Origin of the sequence: Acinetobacter sp. NEB 394 (assembly GCF_013374795.1) — a bacterium.
GTDB classification, from domain to species: Bacteria; Pseudomonadota; Gammaproteobacteria; order Pseudomonadales; family Moraxellaceae; genus Acinetobacter; species Acinetobacter johnsonii.
Window position 1 is genome coordinate 17432 of sequence record NZ_CP055277.1, and the last position, 19778, is coordinate 37209.

At 43.3% G+C, this 19778-nt stretch carries 16 protein-coding genes and 1 riboswitch; of the genes, 3 read left to right on the forward strand and 13 right to left on the reverse strand.

The annotated features are described in order from the left end of the window. Positions 1 to 100 precede the first annotated feature (100 nt). Both HUK62_RS00080 and HUK62_RS00085 read left to right on the forward strand, forming a co-directional pair. On the forward strand, positions 101 to 883 hold the full coding sequence (locus HUK62_RS00080; RefSeq protein ID WP_063454403.1) for a putative porin: 783 nt from the start codon (positions 101 to 103) through the stop codon (positions 881 to 883). A gap of 170 nt (positions 884 to 1053) precedes the next feature. Beyond that, a complete protein-coding gene (locus HUK62_RS00085; protein WP_176536756.1) occupies positions 1054 to 1890 on the forward strand; it encodes a putative porin in 837 nt (278 codons plus the stop codon). A gap of 48 nt (positions 1891 to 1938) precedes the next feature. Here HUK62_RS00085 and recJ read toward each other — a convergent pair whose 3' ends face one another. The 10 genes from recJ to HUK62_RS00135 form a co-directional block, all read right to left on the reverse strand. Next, complete coding sequence (gene recJ / locus HUK62_RS00090) at positions 1939 to 3645, reverse strand: single-stranded-DNA-specific exonuclease RecJ (RefSeq protein WP_176536757.1); 1707 nt, start codon at positions 3643 to 3645, stop codon at positions 1939 to 1941. After that, on the reverse strand, positions 3646 to 4302 hold the full coding sequence (pdxH, locus tag HUK62_RS00095; protein WP_176536758.1) for a pyridoxamine 5'-phosphate oxidase: 657 nt from the start codon (positions 4300 to 4302) through the stop codon (positions 3646 to 3648). Between the two features lie 13 nt (positions 4303 to 4315). Next, a complete protein-coding gene (gene glmM / locus HUK62_RS00100; RefSeq protein WP_176536759.1) occupies positions 4316 to 5647 on the reverse strand; it encodes a phosphoglucosamine mutase in 1332 nt (443 codons plus the stop codon). 121 nt (positions 5648 to 5768) lie between these two features. Beyond that, complete coding sequence (gene guaB, locus HUK62_RS00105; protein ID WP_004691717.1) at positions 5769 to 7235, reverse strand: IMP dehydrogenase; 1467 nt, start codon at positions 7233 to 7235, stop codon at positions 5769 to 5771. 225 nt (positions 7236 to 7460) lie between these two features. Beyond that, a complete protein-coding gene (locus HUK62_RS00110) occupies positions 7461 to 7826 on the reverse strand; it encodes a YkgJ family cysteine cluster protein (RefSeq protein WP_078388319.1) in 366 nt (121 codons plus the stop codon). Between the two features lie 94 nt (positions 7827 to 7920). After that, complete coding sequence (locus HUK62_RS00115; RefSeq protein WP_062031972.1) at positions 7921 to 8718, reverse strand: MBL fold metallo-hydrolase; 798 nt, start codon at positions 8716 to 8718, stop codon at positions 7921 to 7923. Between the two features lie 182 nt (positions 8719 to 8900). Then, on the reverse strand, positions 8901 to 9476 hold the full coding sequence (locus HUK62_RS00120) for a TMEM165/GDT1 family protein (protein WP_058951537.1): 576 nt from the start codon (positions 9474 to 9476) through the stop codon (positions 8901 to 8903). Positions 9477 to 9551: 75 nt separating this feature from the next. Next, positions 9552 to 9690, reverse strand: a riboswitch (yybP-ykoY riboswitch). Between the two features lie 149 nt (positions 9691 to 9839). Further along, positions 9840 to 11807: a 2-oxo acid dehydrogenase subunit E2 gene (locus tag HUK62_RS00125; protein WP_176536760.1), complete on the reverse strand. Its 1968-nt coding sequence runs from the start codon at positions 11805 to 11807 to the stop codon at positions 9840 to 9842. Positions 11808 to 11809: 2 nt separating this feature from the next. After that, positions 11810 to 14512, reverse strand: coding sequence for a pyruvate dehydrogenase (acetyl-transferring), homodimeric type (aceE, locus tag HUK62_RS00130; protein ID WP_176536761.1), 2703 nt, complete (start codon positions 14510 to 14512; stop codon positions 11810 to 11812). Positions 14513 to 14788: 276 nt separating this feature from the next. Then, positions 14789 to 15472, reverse strand: a complete 684-nt coding sequence (locus tag HUK62_RS00135) for a M23 family metallopeptidase (RefSeq protein WP_176536762.1) — start codon at positions 15470 to 15472, stop codon at positions 14789 to 14791. A gap of 108 nt (positions 15473 to 15580) precedes the next feature. Between HUK62_RS00135 and HUK62_RS00140 the strand changes: the two genes are divergently transcribed. Next, a complete protein-coding gene (locus HUK62_RS00140; protein ID WP_004691724.1) occupies positions 15581 to 16021 on the forward strand; it encodes a hypothetical protein in 441 nt (146 codons plus the stop codon). Positions 16022 to 16118: 97 nt separating this feature from the next. Here the strand turns inward: HUK62_RS00140 and lpxC are convergent, their stop codons facing one another. From lpxC to ftsA, 3 genes are all read right to left on the reverse strand, one after another. Then, positions 16119 to 17021: a UDP-3-O-acyl-N-acetylglucosamine deacetylase gene (gene lpxC / locus HUK62_RS00145; protein ID WP_004978276.1), complete on the reverse strand. Its 903-nt coding sequence runs from the start codon at positions 17019 to 17021 to the stop codon at positions 16119 to 16121. A gap of 123 nt (positions 17022 to 17144) precedes the next feature. Continuing rightward, on the reverse strand, positions 17145 to 18341 hold the full coding sequence (gene ftsZ / locus HUK62_RS00150; protein ID WP_176536763.1) for a cell division protein FtsZ: 1197 nt from the start codon (positions 18339 to 18341) through the stop codon (positions 17145 to 17147). Between the two features lie 163 nt (positions 18342 to 18504). Then, a complete protein-coding gene (gene ftsA, locus HUK62_RS00155; RefSeq protein WP_176536764.1) occupies positions 18505 to 19767 on the reverse strand; it encodes a cell division protein FtsA in 1263 nt (420 codons plus the stop codon). Between the last annotated feature and the right edge of the window lie 11 nt (positions 19768 to 19778).

Sequence of the window (19778 nt, forward strand, 5' to 3'; positions counted from 1 at the left end):
CGATAACTTTCCTTTGGTTGACGCTTTTTTATTTTGCCCTAGACTGAAGTTGTAACAAAAAATTAATGAAATACGGGTCCACTTACGAGGGGTACATACCATGAAAAAATTAGCAATTGCTTCAGCATTACTTTCAGCTCTAGCGATCACAGGTACTGCACATGCATACCAAGCAGAGGTGGGTGCTTCAGCTGGCCTAATTGATCCAGACAACGGTAGTTCAAGCGGCTCTTTTGGTGTAGATGGCACATACTATTTCAACCCAGTTCAAACACGTAATGCGCCACTTGCAGAAGCAGCATTCTTAGACCGTGCAAGTAACGTTAACGCAAAATACCAATACGACGAAGTCGGTGATGATGAGCGTCATCGTTACGGCGTAGGTGCTGAAGTTTACATTCCTAACTCAGATTTCTATGTGAGTGGTAATGTTGGTCGCGATGATATGAAATTTGACCGCGGTGGCGATTTTGATGAGACCGTTTATGGCGCAGAAGTCGGTTATTTACCAGCACCAGGTTTATTAATTGCTGCGGGTCTAAAAGGCTATGACAACGATTATGACGACGGTGTAGATCCTACTCTTCGCGCTAAATATGTCACTTCTTTAAGCAATGGTAAAGACATTAACTTAGAAGCAGGCGCAGGTTTTGGTGATTTAGACGAATATAATCTTGCAGCAGATTACTTCATCGATAAAACCTTAAGTCTAGGTGTAGACTACTACAGTAAAGATCGTGACTACGGTGATACTAACGAATTTGGTATCAATGCACGTAAATTCTTTACCCCACAAGTCAGCCTTGAAGGCCGTGTTGGCTTTGGTGAAGTTGGCAACAACGACTACAACAAATTCGGTGTAGCTGCGAAATACCGTTTCTAAGACCAGTCAATAAAACCTTACATGCAAAAAGCCCATTTTCGAATGGGCTTTTTGCCCTCTGATAAAGCATTGTTATAAATAAAGATTGACTCCCTGCTACTTTTTTGTACACTTCGTTACAACTGTCATAGAACAGTCATATTTTTTATAACAAAGAGAGAACCTCTAAAATGCTTAAACAACTTGCACTTACTACCGCACTTATTGCGAGCTTCGGGACTGCACATGCTTACCAAGCAGAAATCAATGCAAACTACGAAAATACAAGCTTTGATGGTGACAGTGAAGATCTTGATACTTTTGGCATCGGTGGCAAGTACTACTTAAATGGAGTCAACACTAAAAATTCGCCACTTGCAGAGGCTGCTTTTTTAAGCAAAGCAAGCAACATTGGTCTTGGTTATGCGAACTCAAGTATTGATGAAGACGGTGCTGATTTAGAAATTGACTCAGTCGGCTTAAATGGTGAATTTTTCATCCCAAACTCTCAATTTTATGTTTCTGGTAGCCTCAACCGCTCTGAAGTGACGGTTGAAAGTGAATTTGGTAAAGTATCAGATGATAATGTAGGTTATGCATTAGAAGCAGGTTACCTGCCTGTCGATGGGCTACTCATTGCGGCTGGTGTTGCCAAAGAAAATCTTGATCCAATGTATGTTTCAAAAAATGGCTTCATTGATACATTCTCAAATATCTCCGCAGTAGCAGACGATACAGCTGTGACCTTACGTGCTAAATATGTGACTCAAATTGGTAACCATTTTACCAATTTTGAAGGTGCAACATACTTTGGCGATGAAACTGCATACCGCTTAGGTGCTGATTTATATATCGACCCAACCTTAAGTGTTGGTGTTTCATTTATGGATACAACATTCGATGACTTTGACACTGTTTGGGCTGTTCGCGCGCAAAAATTCTTTACGCCTACTATTGCTGTCGGTTTGAACTATACAACAACTGAAGATGCTGATTCATACGGTATCAATGGTACATTCCGCTTCTAATTGCAACTAAAATGTATAAAAAAAAACCGCTCTATAGAGCGGTTTTTTTTAATGTTGTTCTAAATGCAAAATGCGAAGTTGTACGCTGACATTGCCACGAAATTCATTTTTATCCAGCTCATAAACCAAACGAACTTGATGGTTCATTTCATTGAACTGGTATTTGTCCGCCGCATTAAAAGCAATGGCATCCACGACCTGTCCATTGTCTAAAGCAACACGTAATTTTAAATGCACTTCTTTCAGCCAGCGGAAATCTAAAATTTGAAAGTTTCCTTCAAAAATAGGCGCTGGAAACTTTTGCCCCCATGGACTAATCTGCTGCAGCAGATCGACCGTTTCAACCTGAATATTCTGTGCAGCTAACTCACCATCGGTCCATAAAGTCGCCGTAAATAAACCTTCATCCTGAGCTGCCATCAGTACTTCAAAGGCCTGCTTAAACTCTTCAAAATGGACTTTTTGAATGGTTAAACCTGCTGCCGCAGCATGCCCACCAAAGTGGCTAACCAAATGTGGATATTGCTCAGCAACACACTCAATGGCATCGCGGATATGCACTCCTTCAATCGAACGGGCAGAACCTTTGATATGTATCCCATCTTCATCTGCAGCAAACACAATACTCGGACGATGAAACTGTTCTTTTAAACGCCCCGCAACAATGCCAATCACCCCTTGATGCCAATGCGGTTCGAACATAATTAAAGCCGTAGGTAAGACCGTATCATCCAGTTGAATTTGATCCAAGGCTATTAAGGCCTCTTGTTTCATCGTCGCTTCAACCTGACGACGTTCCACATTCAACTGATTCAGTTGTTCTGCCAATGGATAGGCAGAGGCAAAGTCCTGTGCCAATAGACACTCAATCCCGATGTCCATGGTTTCCATACGACCTGCTGCATTAATACGTGGTCCCAGTACAAACCCCAAATCTTGCGCTTTTAAAGTTGCAGCCTCTCGACCTGCAATCTCCAGTAGAGCACTGATACCAGGGCGGCATAAATGCTGTTGAATGCGCTTCAGGCCAACATCGACCAAGATGCGATTGTTATAGTCAAGACTGGCAACATCGGCATAAGTGCCTAAGGCCACCAAATCCAAATACTGACTCATGAGTGCCGAAGACTTATTTAGTTTTTTACGATAGGTCGATAAGTTAGCCAGGACATAAAAGGCCACGCCCACTCCCGCCAAAGCTTTACTTGGAAAATCACACCCCAACTGGTTCGGGTTTACCACCGCTTGGGCACTGGGAGTCGGCTTGGTGGTCAAATGATGATCGGTAATAATCACCTGCATACCATGATCTTGCGCTTGTTTCACGCCGTCATGACTGGAAATACCATTATCCACAGTAATCAATAAATCAGGTGTAAAGCTGGTAAATACTAAATCTGCAATCGCAGGCGTTAAGCCATAACCATATTTAAAGCGATCTGGAACCAGATACTCTACCTGCGCCCCCATCTCTCGCAAAGCCAAGACCATCAAGGCCGTACTGGTTGCGCCATCCGCATCATAATCGCCCACAATCACGATTTTATGGTGCTGATCAATTGCAGTATCCATCAACTGAATGGCCTCATTTAAGCCTTTCATATTGGGTGCTAGCAGATACTTAAGCTTCAAATCCAATTCTTGTGCTGACGCTACACCACGACGAGCTAAAATTTCTGCAATAAACGCAGGAACGTCCTGAAATAATTCAGGACGGGTCATAAAGGGTCTTTGCTTAATTTGAATGGCTGACATTTATGGCATCAAACGTTTCAGCATCCAGACATCTTGCTGTTTTTCATAACTTAAACGGTCATGTAAACGGTTCGGACGCCCTTGCCAAAACTCATAGTAGTCGGGCTCGAGACGGTAGCCACCCCAAAAGAGGGGTTTATTGAGTTCTGATTTACCTTCAACTTGGTTCTGCAATTGCTCAAAACGTTGTTGCAATACCTCACGGCTTTCAATCACACCACTTTGTGGTGTACTGATATGTGCTGCAATTTGACTATCTCGTGGACGCTTATGATAGTAGTCAGTCGATTCTGCTTCAGAAATTTTGACTACTTTACCGCCAATGCGAATCTGACGTTCCTGCTCTTGCCAATAGAACAGTAACTCTGCATATGGGTTTTCTGCCAAATCATTGCCTTTTTGGCTGTCATAATTGGTATAAAAATCATACCCTACTTCGGTTGCACCGCGTAGCAATACTGTTCGCACATGCGGACGACCCTGCGCACTTGCTGTCGCCAATGACATAGCATAAGGTTCGTGTAGTTGTGCTTCTAGGGCATGATTAAACCAAAGCAAGAACTGAGCATGTGGATTGGTTTCAACTCGATCTTCATGCAGCTCGCCTTTTTGATAACTTAAACGAAGCTCGCTGAGATCTTTAATTAAATCACTCATTTTTCACTCCTTATTAAGCTGCATTCGCACGTACAGCATCAGCCAATGTATGGGCTAAAGTGCTGACTTCATCGAGGTCATCTCCTTCCACCATGACACGAATCACAGGTTCAGTACCTGATTTACGAATCAACAAACGACCACGACCTTTGAGTTGTTGCTCGGCTTTATCAAATTCAGCCACCAAAGCAGGTACCGCATAAGGGTCAAACATCGCCTCTAAACGTACATTCACCAGCACATTCGGTAGAAGCTTAAAGTCAGCAACCAATTCATGCAGCGCTTTCTTCTGCTCGACCATCACAGTAAGCACTTGTAGAGCCGCAATAATGGCATCGCCTGTGGTACTTTTGTCCAAGGTTAAGATATGCCCTGATGGCTCACCGCCAATGACCCAGCCTTTTTCTTCTAGACCTTGTAGGACATAACGATCCCCCACTTTGGCACGTAATAACGCTACACCCGCTTTTTCCAAAGCCAGTTCTAAAGCCATGTTTGACATCAAGGTGCCCACTATTCCAGCAGGCTTTTTAGCACTTTGTGTCGCCAAGATATATAGAATATGGTCGCCATCAATCAGCTTGCCAGCTTTATCGACTAACATGACACGGTCTGCATCCCCATCAAAAGCGATGCCCAAATCTGCACCATTTTCAACCACAGCTTGTTGCAAACTTTCAGGGTGTGTTGAACCACAACCTTCGTTAATGTTTAAACCATTGGGTTCATTATGAATAGCAATAACTTTAGCACCGAGCTCACGAAATACCGATGGCCCCACGCTATACGCTGCACCATTCGCGCAATCCATCACAATCGTTAAATCATTCAAGTCATAATGATAGGGAAATGTAGATTTACAAAATTCAATATAACGACCTTGCGCATCATCTACACGGACACTTTTACCCAAGTTGGCAATATCATCAATGATGAGGTCTTTTTCTAATTCTTGGTTAATTTCTTCTTGTAGCGCATCTGGTAGTTTCTTACCTTCACTGGAAAAAAACTTGATCCCATTGTCAAAATAAGGATTATGTGATGCTGAAATCACAATCCCTAAATTGGCATGCAAAGCACGGGTCAAATGCGCAATCGCAGGCGTTGGCAGTGGCCCCAATAAATGTACATAGACGCCTGCCGCATTCAGACCAGATTGCAGCGCAGACTCTAAAATATAACCTGATAAACGCGGATCTTTCCCCATTACCACAACAGGTTTTGCTTTTTTACTATTTCGCTTGATTACCTTGCCTGCAGCAAAACCTAGCTTTAAAGCGAATTCTGGGGTAATGGGCATAACACCAAACTTACCACGAATACCATCGGTACCAAAATAACTCATGTTTACTCACTTCTTAACGGGTGATTCGCATCATCCTTTTCATTGCGAATTACTTTACACCAAAACGAAAAAGCCGTCATAAAAATGACGGCTTTTACTTTGAACAATTGGTATAGCTGAATTAGCCAACGCGATAGTTCGGTGCTTCTTTGGTAATCGTCACGTCGTGAACATGTGACTCCGACATACCTGCCGAAGTGATTTTCACAAACTTCGCATTTTGACGAAGATCTTCAATCACAGATGAACCCGTATAACCCATAGAAGAACGTAAACCGCCCATCATTTGGTGCACAATGTTACCCATTGGTCCTTTGTATGGCACACGACCTTCGATCCCTTCAGGAACAAGTTTCTCAGCACCTGCTTTAGAGTCTTGGAAATAACGATCCGCAGAACCAGTTGCTCCTGCCATCGCGCCCAATGAACCCATACCGCGATACGCTTTGTAATAACGACCTTGGAAGAATTCAACTTCACCTGGCGCTTCTTCAGTCCCTGCAAGGAGTGAACCGACCATAATCGTGCTCGCACCCGCGCCAATCGCTTTCGCCATATCGCCAGAGAAACGAATACCACCATCTGCAATTAATGGAATTTGATCTTTTAGTGCATTAGCCACGCTATCAATCGCAGAAATCTGCGGCATACCAATACCCGCCACAATACGAGTGGTACAAATTGAACCTGGGCCGATACCGACTTTGACCGCATCTGCGCCTGCATCAAGGAGTGCCAATGCAGCATCACCAGTTGCAATGTTACCGCCAATCACTTGGACTTGTGGGTAATTCGCTTTCACCCAACGTACACGCTCGATCACACCCGCAGAGTGGCCATGCGCCGTATCTACGACAATTGCATCTACACCCGCTTCAACCAAAGCCTCTACACGGCTTGGTGTTTCTACACCTGTACCGACGGCAGCGCCCACACGTAAGCGACCAAGATCATCTTTACAGCTACTTGGATAACTTTCCGCTTTACGGAAGTCAGTGACTGTAATTAAACCTTTGAGTTCGTTGTGTTCACCAACAACCAAAACTTTTTCAATGCGGTGCTTTTGCAGTAAAGCTTGAATATTTTCTTTCGATTCACCTTCACGAACAGTCACAAGGCGGTCTTGGCCGGTCATGATGTTGCTTACAGGTTGCTCAAGGTTCGTTTCAAAGCGTGTATCGCGACCTGTCACAATACCGACCACTTTACCATCTTTCACAACAGGCACACCGCTGATGTTGTTGGCTTGAGTAATTGAGATCAATTCGCGCACTGTAGTTTCAGGTGTCACAGTAATTGGATCTTTCACCATTCCTGCTTCAAATTTTTTCACACGACGGACTTCTGCAGCTTGTGCAGCAATATCCATGTTCTTGTGCAAAATACCAATACCACCGTTTTGTGCCATCGCAATCGCCATACGTGATTCAGTCACCGTATCCATTGCTGCTGAAACAAGGGGGATATTTAAATTAATGCCGCGCGTGAATCGTGTCTTTAATGAGACATCTTTTGGGAGAACAGTAGAATAGGCAGGGAGTAATAGGACATCATCAAAAGTTAACGCGTCTTGAACGATGGTCAACATGGCAGTCTCACTGGTAATTTCCGTGCGCTATTATAAACAAATATGAACTTAAATTTCATTTCAATTGAAAATTTATTTTTTTATCTTAGAAAATAAAGTGATAAAACCTATATTTTATTTGAACTCTTCATTTTCACCTTTATTTTTTTATTTCTTGTTTTGAGATAGATTTTATTTACTTTAAAAAAACTCAAAAAAGCAGAGCCTTAACTCTGCTTCTAACGATTAACAGACTTGATCAAAACCTTCATCGTTGACGGCAATGCTCGCTTCCAATTGCACAAATGGAATCATATTGTGCGCACGTCGCGCTTTGTTGCATTGATCATCAGCGATTTGAACTTCTTTACATGAAGAGCTACGCTGTTCATACATCCCACAACTAACTTGCTCACCAATGGTACCTTGCAGTGCAATACAGCGTGGGCTGGCTTGATTGGTTCCAGCCATGCATGAATACACAGCCGTCACTGGCTCTGTGTAATGTTCAGGCATGGATATGCCTTCAGCCCAGTAAAATGAGACTCTAAAAAAGGCACAACATGCCCCGCAGCTTAAACAGGCATCTTCCGTTGGAACTTGAGACAACATCCTTTATATTCTCATTTTCAAAAACTTTTTTTGGAAGAAAATATTAAAAAAATTGTGGTTGCCAAACAAGCAAAATTTACGACTATTTTGTCACTCAAGTTGGACAGGTAAAAACACTCTCATCCATCAAGTCGGTACCGCACTCCAAAGTCTCAATCCAGTCTAAAAATTGATGAATCTGCTCGTGCCCAATAAACGGTGTCCCATGCTGCGGTACAATCATTTCGACATCCATGGTGCGGACCATATTGACCCATAGACGAATCACTTTGTTATTGCACATATAGCGCTGATGAAACCCTTTCATTTTAGGAATATGCGCAGCAAAGTTTTCCAAAGGTTTTGAGGCATCATCCACCATCGATGCTCCCATATCACCTGAAAATAGAATCTTGGCAATTGGGTCATAAAACTGAAAATTACCCACCGAATGCAGAAAATGCGCAGGCACAGCAATAATCGAAGACTGCCCCAACGTAATCACCTGACCGTGGTCAGGCAGCTCCACTAAACGATCCAGCCAGTTACCTTTCATCCGCTCACTCATAAAAGCTGAGTTCAAGTGGGGTAAAAAGCGTGCCCAAAGTTTAGATGCCACCACTTTCGCTTCGGTATAAACCAACCAACGCGGCATTGAGGTAATAATATCGGGGTCTTGGTGTGAGGCCATCACAAAATCAAGATTGGTCAACCGAGTATATTTATTCAACTCCATGGTCAGCGGCACATAGGTTAAATCACCACCTGGATCTAAGACCGCAGCACGCTCATGGTCAATAATTAAAAACTGATTTGCCTGTACACCCTCGCCTTTGACCAAGCTGGTAAAACTAATACACTTATGTGTGCCATCATCGTATAAAACCTGTGACGTTGTGCGGTCAAATGCCATGTCCATCCCCTCAAAATGCTGTTTTTCTTAAAAGACTTTTTAATACCTACAACATATATGGATTTACACAAACTTACAATGCATTTGCGACCAATATCATTTGATATATCAATAAATTGAAGATCATTTTTCAATAAAAAATCCCGATTTTTTAAGTCGGGATTCTTATTTTCTACGGTGAATTAGAAGAAATAATGCTGTACAAGTGTTGCAACACCAATGACCAAGAAAATGGCCGCACCAATTTTATGAATTAAGGCAATTGGCAACTTGGTCGCCAACTTATCACCAATAAAGACTGCTGGAGCATTGGCCAACATCATCCCGAAAGTCGTACCCAACATCACCCAAACAATACTGTCAAAACGTGCCGCTAAAGCTACGGTAGCAATTTGGGTTTTATCACCAATTTCGGCCAAAAAGAACAACACAAACGTTGCGCCAAATACCCCAAGTTTCTGCCATTTCTTAATGCTGCCTGACTCATCATCCAACTGATCAGGAATCAACATCCAACCTGCCATAGCAATAAAACCAATCGAGAGGATCCAGATCAGCGCATCAGGACTTAAAACTGTGGTGATCCATTGACCTAAAACGGCAGAGACGCCATGGTTAATAATGGTCGCCAGCAAAATAGCCAATAGAATTGGGACGGGTTTACGGAAACGTGCAGCAAGTAACAATGCAAGCAGTTGGGTCTTATCGCCCATTTCAGCTAAAGCCACGATGGCTGTGGAGAGGAGGAATTCATACATGATGTCTTTCTCTGGCTAGCATAACAAATACCAATGACTCACCGCTCCTGCTAGCCAAAATCTGCAGAGTGGTAAATCAAAGGTCTTGCCAACAAAAGAAAGCTCTTTAGAAGCTCATTTGGTTCTTTGCTATGATGACCATGCTCGTTTTAGAGCAAATATGTTGATCATCACCTGTTCTGAAGAACAGCGGCTACTCCCCAATGAAGTAACACCATGTTAGGCGAAAATATGTTTTTTGGCAATCTCTAAATACAAAAGACCCTGCCGAAGCAGAGTCTTTATTGAAGTATTTTTGCAGTGCTTCCAGCCGCTATTTTTCTCTTTTGAGAAGAGAAACCTACAGGCCAAAAAACCAGATCATCAGATCAGCAAAGTACGGATGTCTTTCAACAACTTGGTCAGCTTATTGGTAAAGCGCGCTGCATCGGCCCCATTGATCACACGGTGATCATAAGACAATGACAACGGCAACATCAGTTTCGGATCAAAACCTTGACCATTCCATACCGGTTGCATCGTCGCTGGAGAAATACCCAAAATTGCGACTTGCGGCCAGTTCACCAATGGTGTAAATGCCGTACCACCAATTGCACCTAAGCTTGAAATCGTGAAGTTCGCACCTTGTAGATCTTTCGGCGAAAGCTTCTTATCACGTGCTTTCTGACCCAATACACCAAGCTCCACCGCAATGTCTTTAATCGATTTCTGATCTGGATTACGGAGTACAGGAACGGTTAAACCATCTGGCGTTGCTACAGCAATGCCCATATGAATTTCGTTACGCAAGAGTACAGACTTGCCATCATCAGCCAAGTGACCGGAAAAATCACGTTCTTCTTTGAGTAAATGCGCAACAGCCTTAATAATGAAAGCCATAATGGTCAAGCTAATACCATCTTTCTTAAAGTTACCTTTAAGATCATTACGCCAAGCTTCAAGTTCAGTAATATCCGCCAAATCAAACTGAGTTACTTGCGGAATATAGTTGTTTAAAGACAACTGCGGAATAGAGACTTGTTGCAGACGTGTCAGCACTTTCTCTTCTACACCACCAAACGCACTAAAGTCAGGCAGTTTCGGCAAGCCCGCAGCAACAACCGTCGCAGCAGGTGCAGTTTGAGGCGCTGTTAAACGACCTTTCACATAAGCAAAAATGTCATCTTTCATTAAACGTGCATGCGGCCCAGAGGCTTTTACTTCTGCCAGTACCACGCCCAATTCACGCGCCAGTTTACGTACCGCAGGACCCGCGTAGACTTTAGCATTGGCGTCATTCTGCGCTTTGGTTAGCTTATCTGCACCTTGAACTGCTGGTGCAGCCTGTACAGTAGATGCTACCACTGGCACAGTTGCAGCTTGAGCAGCTGTAGGTTTCGCTGGTGTCTGAGCAACCGCTTGTGCCACTGGTACAGGGGCTTGACCCTCGGCTTCAATGGTCACCAAAGCCACACCTTCCGATACATTTTGTCCCAATGCAACATGAATGGCTTTAATCACACCCGCTGTTGTGCTTGGTACTTCAACCGTTGCTTTGTCTGATTCAACCACGATGATACTTTGGTCTTTTTCAACCGTATCACCTACTGACACCGAAATTTCAGCAACAGTCGCTTTGTCTACACCCAAGTCAGGCACTGCAATTTCAACCGCACCTGCAGGCGCAGCAGCAGCTTGTGGCGCTGCTTCAGCAGACTGAGCCTTAGAGGTTTGAGGTTCTGCAACTGGCGTAGGCTCAGCAGTCACTGGTGCAACTGACGCTGCTGTTTTTACAGTCAGAATCACCACACCTTCTTTAACACTGTCACCAACTTGAACGCTAATTGATTCCACTGTGCCTGAAATCGTACTCGGGACTTCCACAGTCGCTTTGTCTGACTCAACCACAAGGATGCTTTGATCAACGTCAATTTGATCGCCAACCGACACCAAAATTTCACCAACGGTTGCTTTTTCCACACCAATATCTGGCACTTGCACATCAATCACTTGTGATGCTGTAGTCGCAGCGGGTGCAACCGTTTCAGCAACAGCAGCGGGTGCAGTCTTTTCTTCAGCTTGTACAACGTCAGCCTGTGCTTGTACTGCTGGCGCTTCAGTTTGTCCCTCGGCTTCCAGCTCAATCAGCGCTGTACCTTCAGCAACCGAGTCACCTAAGTTTACTAAAATGCTTTTAACAACGCCTGCTGAAGTGCTAGGCACTTCAACAGATGCTTTGTCTGATTCTAATAGAACGACACTGTCATCAACCGCAATGGTATCGCCAACTTTGACCAAAATTTCAGCAACAACGGCTTTATCTACACCAATATCAGGAGTTGTAATTTGCATACTTATTTCTCCTCTTTGTAGTCAGCTACAGCGTGTACAGATGGCGTTGCTTGAGGAGCCCAAGCTACTGGACGGTCCGTATCTAATTCAAATGTAGAGATAGCATCTTTCACTAAGCGTGCATCCACTTCACCTTCATCAGCCAATTTCTTCAGTGTGGCAACCACAATGTGCGCTGCATCTACACCAAAGTAGCTACGTAATTTAGCGCGTGAATCTGAACGACCATAACCATCTGTACCCAATGCTACGAATGGACGGTTGTCTGGAAGATATGCACGAATTTGTTCGCTATAAGCACGCATATGATCTGTTGCAGAAACTACGATCCCTTCTGTGCCGCGCAGTTGCTCAGTCACCCAAGCTTCTTTCACATTCTCGCTCATTGGATGCAAGCGGTTATATTCTTCACATGCCATACCATCACGTGCAAGTTCATTGAAACTTGTTACGCTAAATACATTTGAATGGATTTGGTATTCATCACGTAAGATTTGAGCAGCTTTAATGACTTCACGCAGAATTACACCTGAACCCATCAACTGAACAGTGGCTTTTTCATCTTTCTGAAGTAAGTACATACCACGTTTAATGCCTTCTTCAGCACCTTGTGGCATTTCAGGATGCTCGTAGTTTTCGTTCATTACCGTTAAGTAATAGAAAATACGCTCTTGGTTCACATACATGCGTTGTAAACCATCATGCACAATAACTGCTAATTCATAACCAAAACATGGGTCATACGACACACAGTTCGGAATTGTATTTGCAAGAATATGTGAGTGACCATCTTGGTGTTGTAAGCCTTCGCCATTTAGCGTGGTACGGCCTGCTGTTGCACCCAATAAGAAACCTTGTGCTTGTGCATCACCTGCAGCCCATGCAATGTCGCCAATACGTTGGAAACCAAACATAGAGTAGTACATGTACATTGGAATCATGGGTAAGTTATTGGTTGAATAACTGGTTGCCAATGCTGCCCAAGCGCTCATTGCACCTGCTTCGTTAATGCCTTCTTGAAGCATATGACCATCTTTTGCTTCACGGTAATGCATCAACTGTTCTTGGTCTTCAGGCGTGTAATGCTGACCATTGGCTGCATAAATACCCAATTGACGGAACATACCTTCTAAACCAAAAGTACGTGCTTCATCTGGAACAATAGGAACAACACGGTCTTTAATGGCTTTTTCTTTTAACAATGCAGCGATTAAACGAACCATCACCATGGTGGTTGATTGTTCTTTGCCTTGTGAGCCTTTTAAGACTGCATCAAAGATAGAAAGTTCTGGAATAGCCAACTGTTCACTTTCTTTACGACGTGCAGGTAAGTAACCACCTAGTGCTTCACGACGTGCCTTCATATATTTCAATTCAGGTGAGTTTTCGCTTGGACGATAGAAAGGCACTTCTTCTAATTGCTCATCGTTAAATGGCAAATTGAAGCGATCACGTACATATTTTAAAGATTCGATTTGCATCTTTTTGATTTGATGCGTTTTGTTTACTGCTTCAATTTCATCAGACAAACCATAACCTTTAACAGTTTTCGCTAAGATTACAGTTGGTTGACCTTTGGCTGTACATGCTTCTGCATAGGCTGCAAAAACTTTGTACGGGTCATGACCACCACGGTTCAGGTTATCAATATCTTCATCGCTTAAGTCTTTAATCAACTCAGCCGCTTCTGGGTATTTACCAAAGAATTTTTCGCGTGCATATGCACCGCCCTTCACTTGTAAGCGTTGGTATTCGCCATCCAGTGTTTCTTCCATAACCGACTTTAAAGCACCAGTTTTGTCTTTAGCCAGTAGTGGGTCCCAATGACGGCCCCAAACCACTTTAATGACACGCCAGCCCGCACCACGGAATAAAGATTCTAATTCTTGAATAATTTTACCGTTACCACGTACTGGGCCATCTAGACGTTGTAAGTTACAGTTTACAACCCAAATAAGATTGTCTAATTTTTCACGACCCGCAAGTGAAATTGCACCTGTGCTTTCTGGCTCATCCATCTCGCCATCGCCAAGGTATGCCCAAACTTTGCGATTTTCTTCTTTAATCAAACCACGATTCATCAAATATTTTTGAATATGTGCTTGGTAAATCGACATGATTGGGCCAAGACCCATCGATACCGTTGGGAACTGCCAATAATCAGGCATTAAGTATGGATGCGGATAAGAAGGTAAGCCAACACCGTCCACTTCGCGGCGGAAATTGTTTAGATGCTCTTCAGTCAAACGACCTTCAAGGAACGAACGCGCATAAATACCTGGCGCACAGTGACCTTGATAATAGATCATGTCCCCGCCAAAGTTGTCGTTATTGGCACGGAAAAAGTGGTTAAAACCGACATCATATAAAGTTGCTGAAGATGCAAAACTTGCCAAGTGACCACCTAAGTCATCACCCGTTTTATTGGCACGGAGTACCATCGCTAGCGCATTCCAACGAATCAACGCACGGATACGACGCTCCATGTCTTGATCGCCTGGCATTGCAGGTTCTTCAGCCACTGAAATTGTATTTAAATAAGGCGTGTTTAAACGCTGAATAGGGACATGTTTAGCGATTGCTTGTTGATACAGTTTTTCCAGTAGAAAAGCTGCACGCTCAGTCCCCATGTGTTGTAAAACGGAGTCAAACGCATCTTGCCATTCTTGCGTTTCTTGCGCGTCAGTATCACCATAAAACGCCATAATTCACCTATTTCGATATCCTAATCTTATACGTTAATATGTATCATACTTTCGTCCTATAAGAGTATCGCTACAGCTGAATATGGCTGAGCCATACTATTTAGCAACTAAATAGTCATTGACCATTCGTTACCCAAGATAACAAAAAACCGCCAATTTAGGCGGTTTTTTATACATTTAATGCTATTTTTTGATGCTAACTTAGATTTCGTCAGAGCTGTATTCCTTTTTCAAGCATCAGACCAACGGTAAGTTCGGATCATCGATCAAATCGGATTAAGGCAACATTGCTAGATAAGTCGATGGGTTTTTGCGTTGACCATCTTTCACTACTTCATAGTGTAAATGTGGGCCAGTACAACGACCTGTACATCCGACGTTGGCAATATGTTCACCAGCGTCTACACGGTCACCAACACGAGCAATTAAACGTGATGCATGAGCATAGCGCGTGATGTAACCATTGCCATGGTTAATTTCAACATATTGCCCATAACCCGTACCCCAACCTGACTTGGTCACAATCCCTGGACCTGTCGCATAAATCGGTGTACCGCTTGGTGCAGCAAGATCTAGACCTGAGTGGCGCTCAGCACGACCATTCATAGTACGGCCGCCGTAACTTGAGCTCACACGTGCGCTTGGAAGTGGGTGTGTCACTAACCACGAATATGCATTATTTGAAAAACTTTTTGCAGAGGATTCCGAACCGTATTTTTTCGCCAGTGAAGCGTTGTTAAGTTCAACCGTTTTTTCACGGAGCTGAACGGTCATTTTCGTTTCGGCAGGAACATCAATATCATTAGATTCAGTATAAGCACCTTCGGATAAAGTGCGTGTCAATTGCTCAATTCGATCCGAAGATGCATTATTTGTATTGAGTTCTACCAAATCAGCGAAGGCTACTGAAGCAGCCGATGCCGCAAAAGAAAAAGCCAACAAAATACGTCGCATATGCATAAAAAACCTCTTAAAACTGTTCTTACGAATGTTTCTTGCGTGATCTCGTCCTTGATATCTACCGAAAGAAGCGCATAAGATTAAGACATTAACATGAAGGAAATATGTATGTCCGAACCAGTGAATCTCTTTCAACAAACCAGAAAACACATAAAAACAGGAAACTTAACGTTTCTCTCAAAGCAAGTGACTGCATGGCAGAAACTTACAAAACTGATTCAACCGATCCTACCGCAACCAGAGCAGTGGCAGGTTGTTTGTTATCAATATGGTATTTTGACGATTACCGGCGAAAATCAAGCGATGATTAGTCAACTTGGTTACCTTCAAAAACAATATATTGCACAACTGTCGGAACTTGATGAGTTTAAAGACCTACAAAAACTCCAAGTTCGTTTGAGAATCCCCTCTCAAACACCCGCAAAGATACAATCTATTTCAAGATCGTTAAGCACAGAAACTCAAGACTTAATTCGAGATGCTGCTGACTTTGTGAGCGACCCTAAGCTTAGCCAAGCAATGCGCCGTTTGGCAAGCAAAAAAAAGTAACCTCGTCGCGACTAGCTTCAGAATTGCATTTTTAAAATGATAAATTCATCACATTTATACCTGTTACAATATAACATCACATAATAAAGACAATGACTTAAGTCACACTCACATAAGGAATTGGACACTGATCTTCGTCATCAAATGTTACAATTTCATAGCTGCTTGGATCACTTTGGACATTGCGCAATAATTGATTATTCAAAGCATGCCCAGACTTATATCCATCAAATTTGGCAATAATTTGGTGGCCGAGCAAGTAAAGATCCCCCACCGCATCTAATATTTTGTGACGAACAAACTCATCTGAGAAGCGTAAACCTTCTTCATTTACCACCCCGGTTTCATCAACGCCAATGGCATTGTCTAAACTTGCCCCCAAAGCGAGATTATTGGCTTTAAGATAATCCAAATCTTTCATGAAACCAAAAGTACGGGCTTCGCTGACTTCATAAACAAAGGTTTCGGTTGAAAAATCGATAGTAGCAGACTGATATTCTTTCTTAAAAGCGGGATGATCGAAGTCAATGGTGAAGTTGAGTTGGAAACCCTCATGCGGGCGGAAAATGGCGCGTTTGTCGTCGATGAGAGCTTCAACAGGTTTGAGTATTTTAATAAATTTTTTAGGGGCATCCAGTTCTTTGAGGCCACCTTGCATCAGTAAGTAAATAAACGGACCCGCACTGCCATCCATAATCGGCACTTCAGAGGCAGACACTTCAATGATCAAATTATCAATACCCAGACCTGCAATTGCACTCATAACATGTTCAATCGTACCGACTTTGGCATCTTCTTGAACTAGGTTTGAACACATGAAGGCTTCTTGGATCAACATCGCATTTGCACGAATGTCGATGGGTGGATTGAGATCGATACGACGAAACACAATTCCTCCGTCCGCATGATGTGGCACAAAGTTAATTAAGACTTTTTGACCACTATGCAAACCAATGCCGCTTGCTTTAACGACACGTTGTAGAGTTCTTTGTTTCAACATGTTTCATATCATCTCACCACTAAACCGCTATACGTTAGCATATTTAGCCATTGATAAAAAACAAAAAGGTAGTCAGAGACTACCTTTTCTTCATCACATGTAGTTAAACCACATCGACAAATACTACTTACGTTGTTGATTTTTCAAGTAATCTTGAATACTCATTGGTGTTGGACGTGCAGCACTCACTGTCGATGCAGAACTCGCTGCAGCAGCCACGTCTTGGTTCTGACGCTGGATTGCAGGCACATCATCATCTTCAACAACCGCTTGCGTTGCATGCCCATGTTGTGCTATCTGCACATGTGCATTTGGACGCTTCACTGGCTCAGCAGAATCTGCTGAATTTCGAGTTAAACCTGTTGCAATGACAGTGACACTGATTTCATCGCGCGCATCTGGATCAAATACGGTGCCATAGAAGACTTGGCCTTCATCTAGATCGACAATTTGGTTCACAACGTCGGTAATTTCTTCAATTTCGCCAAAGGTAACGTCATCACCACCCGTCACATTAATCAGAATCCCTTTGGCATTCATAATGGTGACATTATCTAGCAATGGGCTACGGATCGCTTGTTCAGCTGCTTGACGTGCACGGTTTTCACCACGACCTAAACCCGCACCCATCATGGCATAACCACGTGTGCTCATCGCAGTTTTCAAGTCAGCAAAGTCAAGGTTAATATGACCTGGGCGTACTACCAAATCAAAGATACTACGGACCGCATTTAATAAGACATCATCCGCTTTTTTGTAGGCATCTTTCATTGAGATGTCACGGAAAACTTTTAACAAACGTTGGTTTGGAATGATGATCAAAGAATCTACATGCGCTTCTAATGCTTCAATGCCTTGCTCAGCAGACTGAAGACGACGCTTACCTTCAAAGTTAAACGGTGTTGTTACCACGCCCACGGTTAAAATGCCCATTTCTTTGGCAATTTCAGCAACCACTGGCGCAGCACCTGTACCTGTACCACCGCCCATGCCGGCAGTGACAAACACCATATCCGTGCCTTCAAGGTGTTGACGAATCAAGTCACGACTTTCTTCAGCCGCGGCTTGACCTACATTTGGATTGGCGCCCGCACCCAAGCCACGGGTACTTTGCTCACCCAACTGAATTTTGAATTGTGCATTCATACGGTCTAGCGCTTGCTTGTCCGTATTAGCACATACAAATTTTACACCTTGAATATCTGACTCAAGCATGTGTTGTACGGCGTTACCACCTGCACCACCAACACCAAACACAGTAAAACGGGCTTGACCGTTGCTATCGGTTTGATCATCTTCTAAAAATTCAAATGAGGCCATGACCTATAGATTTCCTAATTCGTTATTGGCAGTCACTTAAGCCCGTATACTGCCTTGATCTTAATAAACAAAATTGCTTTTAAGCATGCTGTGCAAGCCATAGCTTGTCAAGTTTAAGCGATGCGTAGTAGAACTTCTTAACAATATTCCAAAAAAATTCAACTTAAAAAACAGATTTCAGCTTTTCATTGAGTCCAGACCAAGCACGTCCAACGCGTTTAATCAGAGACAGTTTTTCTGTATCTTCTGGTTCCACTATGGTTTCTTGTGTTTCGCTCTGACTAAACATCAACAAACCTGCGGCAGTGGCATACTGAGAGCGACGCAGTGCGGCAATATTTTGCTCATCTGCTGTCACGTGCACAGGTGGATTACCTAAATGCGCAGACACACCCAACATACGACGAGTCAACGTCACCATACCTTCGATTTGACTGGCATCACCAGTTAACACCACACCATGATACAACCCATGAATCGCACCATTACGCTCTAGCTCTTGGCGAACTTGGCCTAAGATTTCTTCATAACGCGCAATCACGATTTCAGTCAGCTCAATACGACTAATCGTTTGCGGACCATCAATCCCTTGGATCTGAATCATATGGTCCGGTTTAACCGACTTAATGTCGACACACCCATAGAGTAATTTAATTCGCTCAGCTTCTTCAGTGGTGGTTTGTAACACAGCAGCAATATCACGGGTGACATGCTCGCCACCACGCTGCAAAGTATGCGTCAAAGCCAAACGACCATCCAAATACACCGCGATGTTGGTGGTACCTGCACCAATATCAACCAAACAGACGCCATACTCTTTTTCATCTTTGAGCAGGCTCGCTTCTGCCGTTGCCAAACAAGACACCACCAGCTTTTCCACCCCGATGTTCGCGCCTTTTAAGGCCCGATCAAGGTTTTGCATGGTACTAATCGGTAACATCATCAACTGATAATGACCAATCATACTGTGTGCAGACATCCGTATTGGGTTTTGTACCCACTCAGTGGAGTCATCCAGCTCAAAGCCCAGTGGAACAGCACTGACCAAATAATGATCCGAGGTCATGTGGCTGGCTTTGGCCAACTCTAATGCACGAACCACTTCACTTGTTGTAATTGTATGGTCAGTATTTTCAACTGGCGTTCGTCCAGAGGCATAAAAGCTTTTTAACTCGGCACTTGGGATCGACACCCACGCGGAATGGACACGGCATTCAGCCATATCTTCTGCTTCTTGCACGGCATTTTTTATCGCTGTAATGACTTTATCAAGACTTACAATTTTTCCTTTATTCATGCCTCGGTTACGAGCAGTTGCCATTCCTATCACTTGGATATTGTCTGGCGCATGTACCTTACCAATCAAAACTGAAACTTTGTGCGTCCCAATGTCAATCGCAACAACTGAGGGAACCGCTTCATTCATTATTTACTACT

What these genes read in the sequence shown, in the direction of transcription:
- ftsA (WP_176536764.1), bottom strand. Translation starts at nt 19,767, where the DNA reads ATGAATGAAGCGGTTCCCTCAGTTGTTGCGATTGACATTGGGACGCAC.
- aceE (WP_176536761.1), bottom strand. Translation starts at nt 14,512, where the DNA reads ATGGCGTTTTATGGTGATACTGACGCGCAAGAAACGCAAGAATGGCAA.
- HUK62_RS00140 (WP_004691724.1), top strand. Translation starts at nt 15,581, where the DNA reads ATGTCCGAACCAGTGAATCTCTTTCAACAAACCAGAAAACACATAAAA.
- HUK62_RS00110 (WP_078388319.1), bottom strand. Translation starts at nt 7,826, where the DNA reads ATGTTGTCTCAAGTTCCAACGGAAGATGCCTGTTTAAGCTGCGGGGCA.
- HUK62_RS00115 (WP_062031972.1), bottom strand. Translation starts at nt 8,718, where the DNA reads ATGGCATTTGACCGCACAACGTCACAGGTTTTATACGATGATGGCACA.
- HUK62_RS00120 (WP_058951537.1), bottom strand. Translation starts at nt 9,476, where the DNA reads ATGTATGAATTCCTCCTCTCCACAGCCATCGTGGCTTTAGCTGAAATG.
- pdxH (WP_176536758.1), bottom strand. Translation starts at nt 4,302, where the DNA reads ATGAGTGATTTAATTAAAGATCTCAGCGAGCTTCGTTTAAGTTATCAA.
- recJ (WP_176536757.1), bottom strand. Translation starts at nt 3,645, where the DNA reads ATGTCAGCCATTCAAATTAAGCAAAGACCCTTTATGACCCGTCCTGAA.
- HUK62_RS00125 (WP_176536760.1), bottom strand. Translation starts at nt 11,807, where the DNA reads ATGCAAATTACAACTCCTGATATTGGTGTAGATAAAGCCGTTGTTGCT.
- HUK62_RS00085 (WP_176536756.1), top strand. Translation starts at nt 1,054, where the DNA reads ATGCTTAAACAACTTGCACTTACTACCGCACTTATTGCGAGCTTCGGG.
- ftsZ (WP_176536763.1), bottom strand. Translation starts at nt 18,341, where the DNA reads ATGGCCTCATTTGAATTTTTAGAAGATGATCAAACCGATAGCAACGGT.
- HUK62_RS00080 (WP_063454403.1), top strand. Translation starts at nt 101, where the DNA reads ATGAAAAAATTAGCAATTGCTTCAGCATTACTTTCAGCTCTAGCGATC.
- lpxC (WP_004978276.1), bottom strand. Translation starts at nt 17,021, where the DNA reads ATGTTGAAACAAAGAACTCTACAACGTGTCGTTAAAGCAAGCGGCATT.
- HUK62_RS00135 (WP_176536762.1), bottom strand. Translation starts at nt 15,472, where the DNA reads ATGCATATGCGACGTATTTTGTTGGCTTTTTCTTTTGCGGCATCGGCT.
- guaB (WP_004691717.1), bottom strand. Translation starts at nt 7,235, where the DNA reads ATGTTGACCATCGTTCAAGACGCGTTAACTTTTGATGATGTCCTATTA.
- glmM (WP_176536759.1), bottom strand. Translation starts at nt 5,647, where the DNA reads ATGAGTTATTTTGGTACCGATGGTATTCGTGGTAAGTTTGGTGTTATG.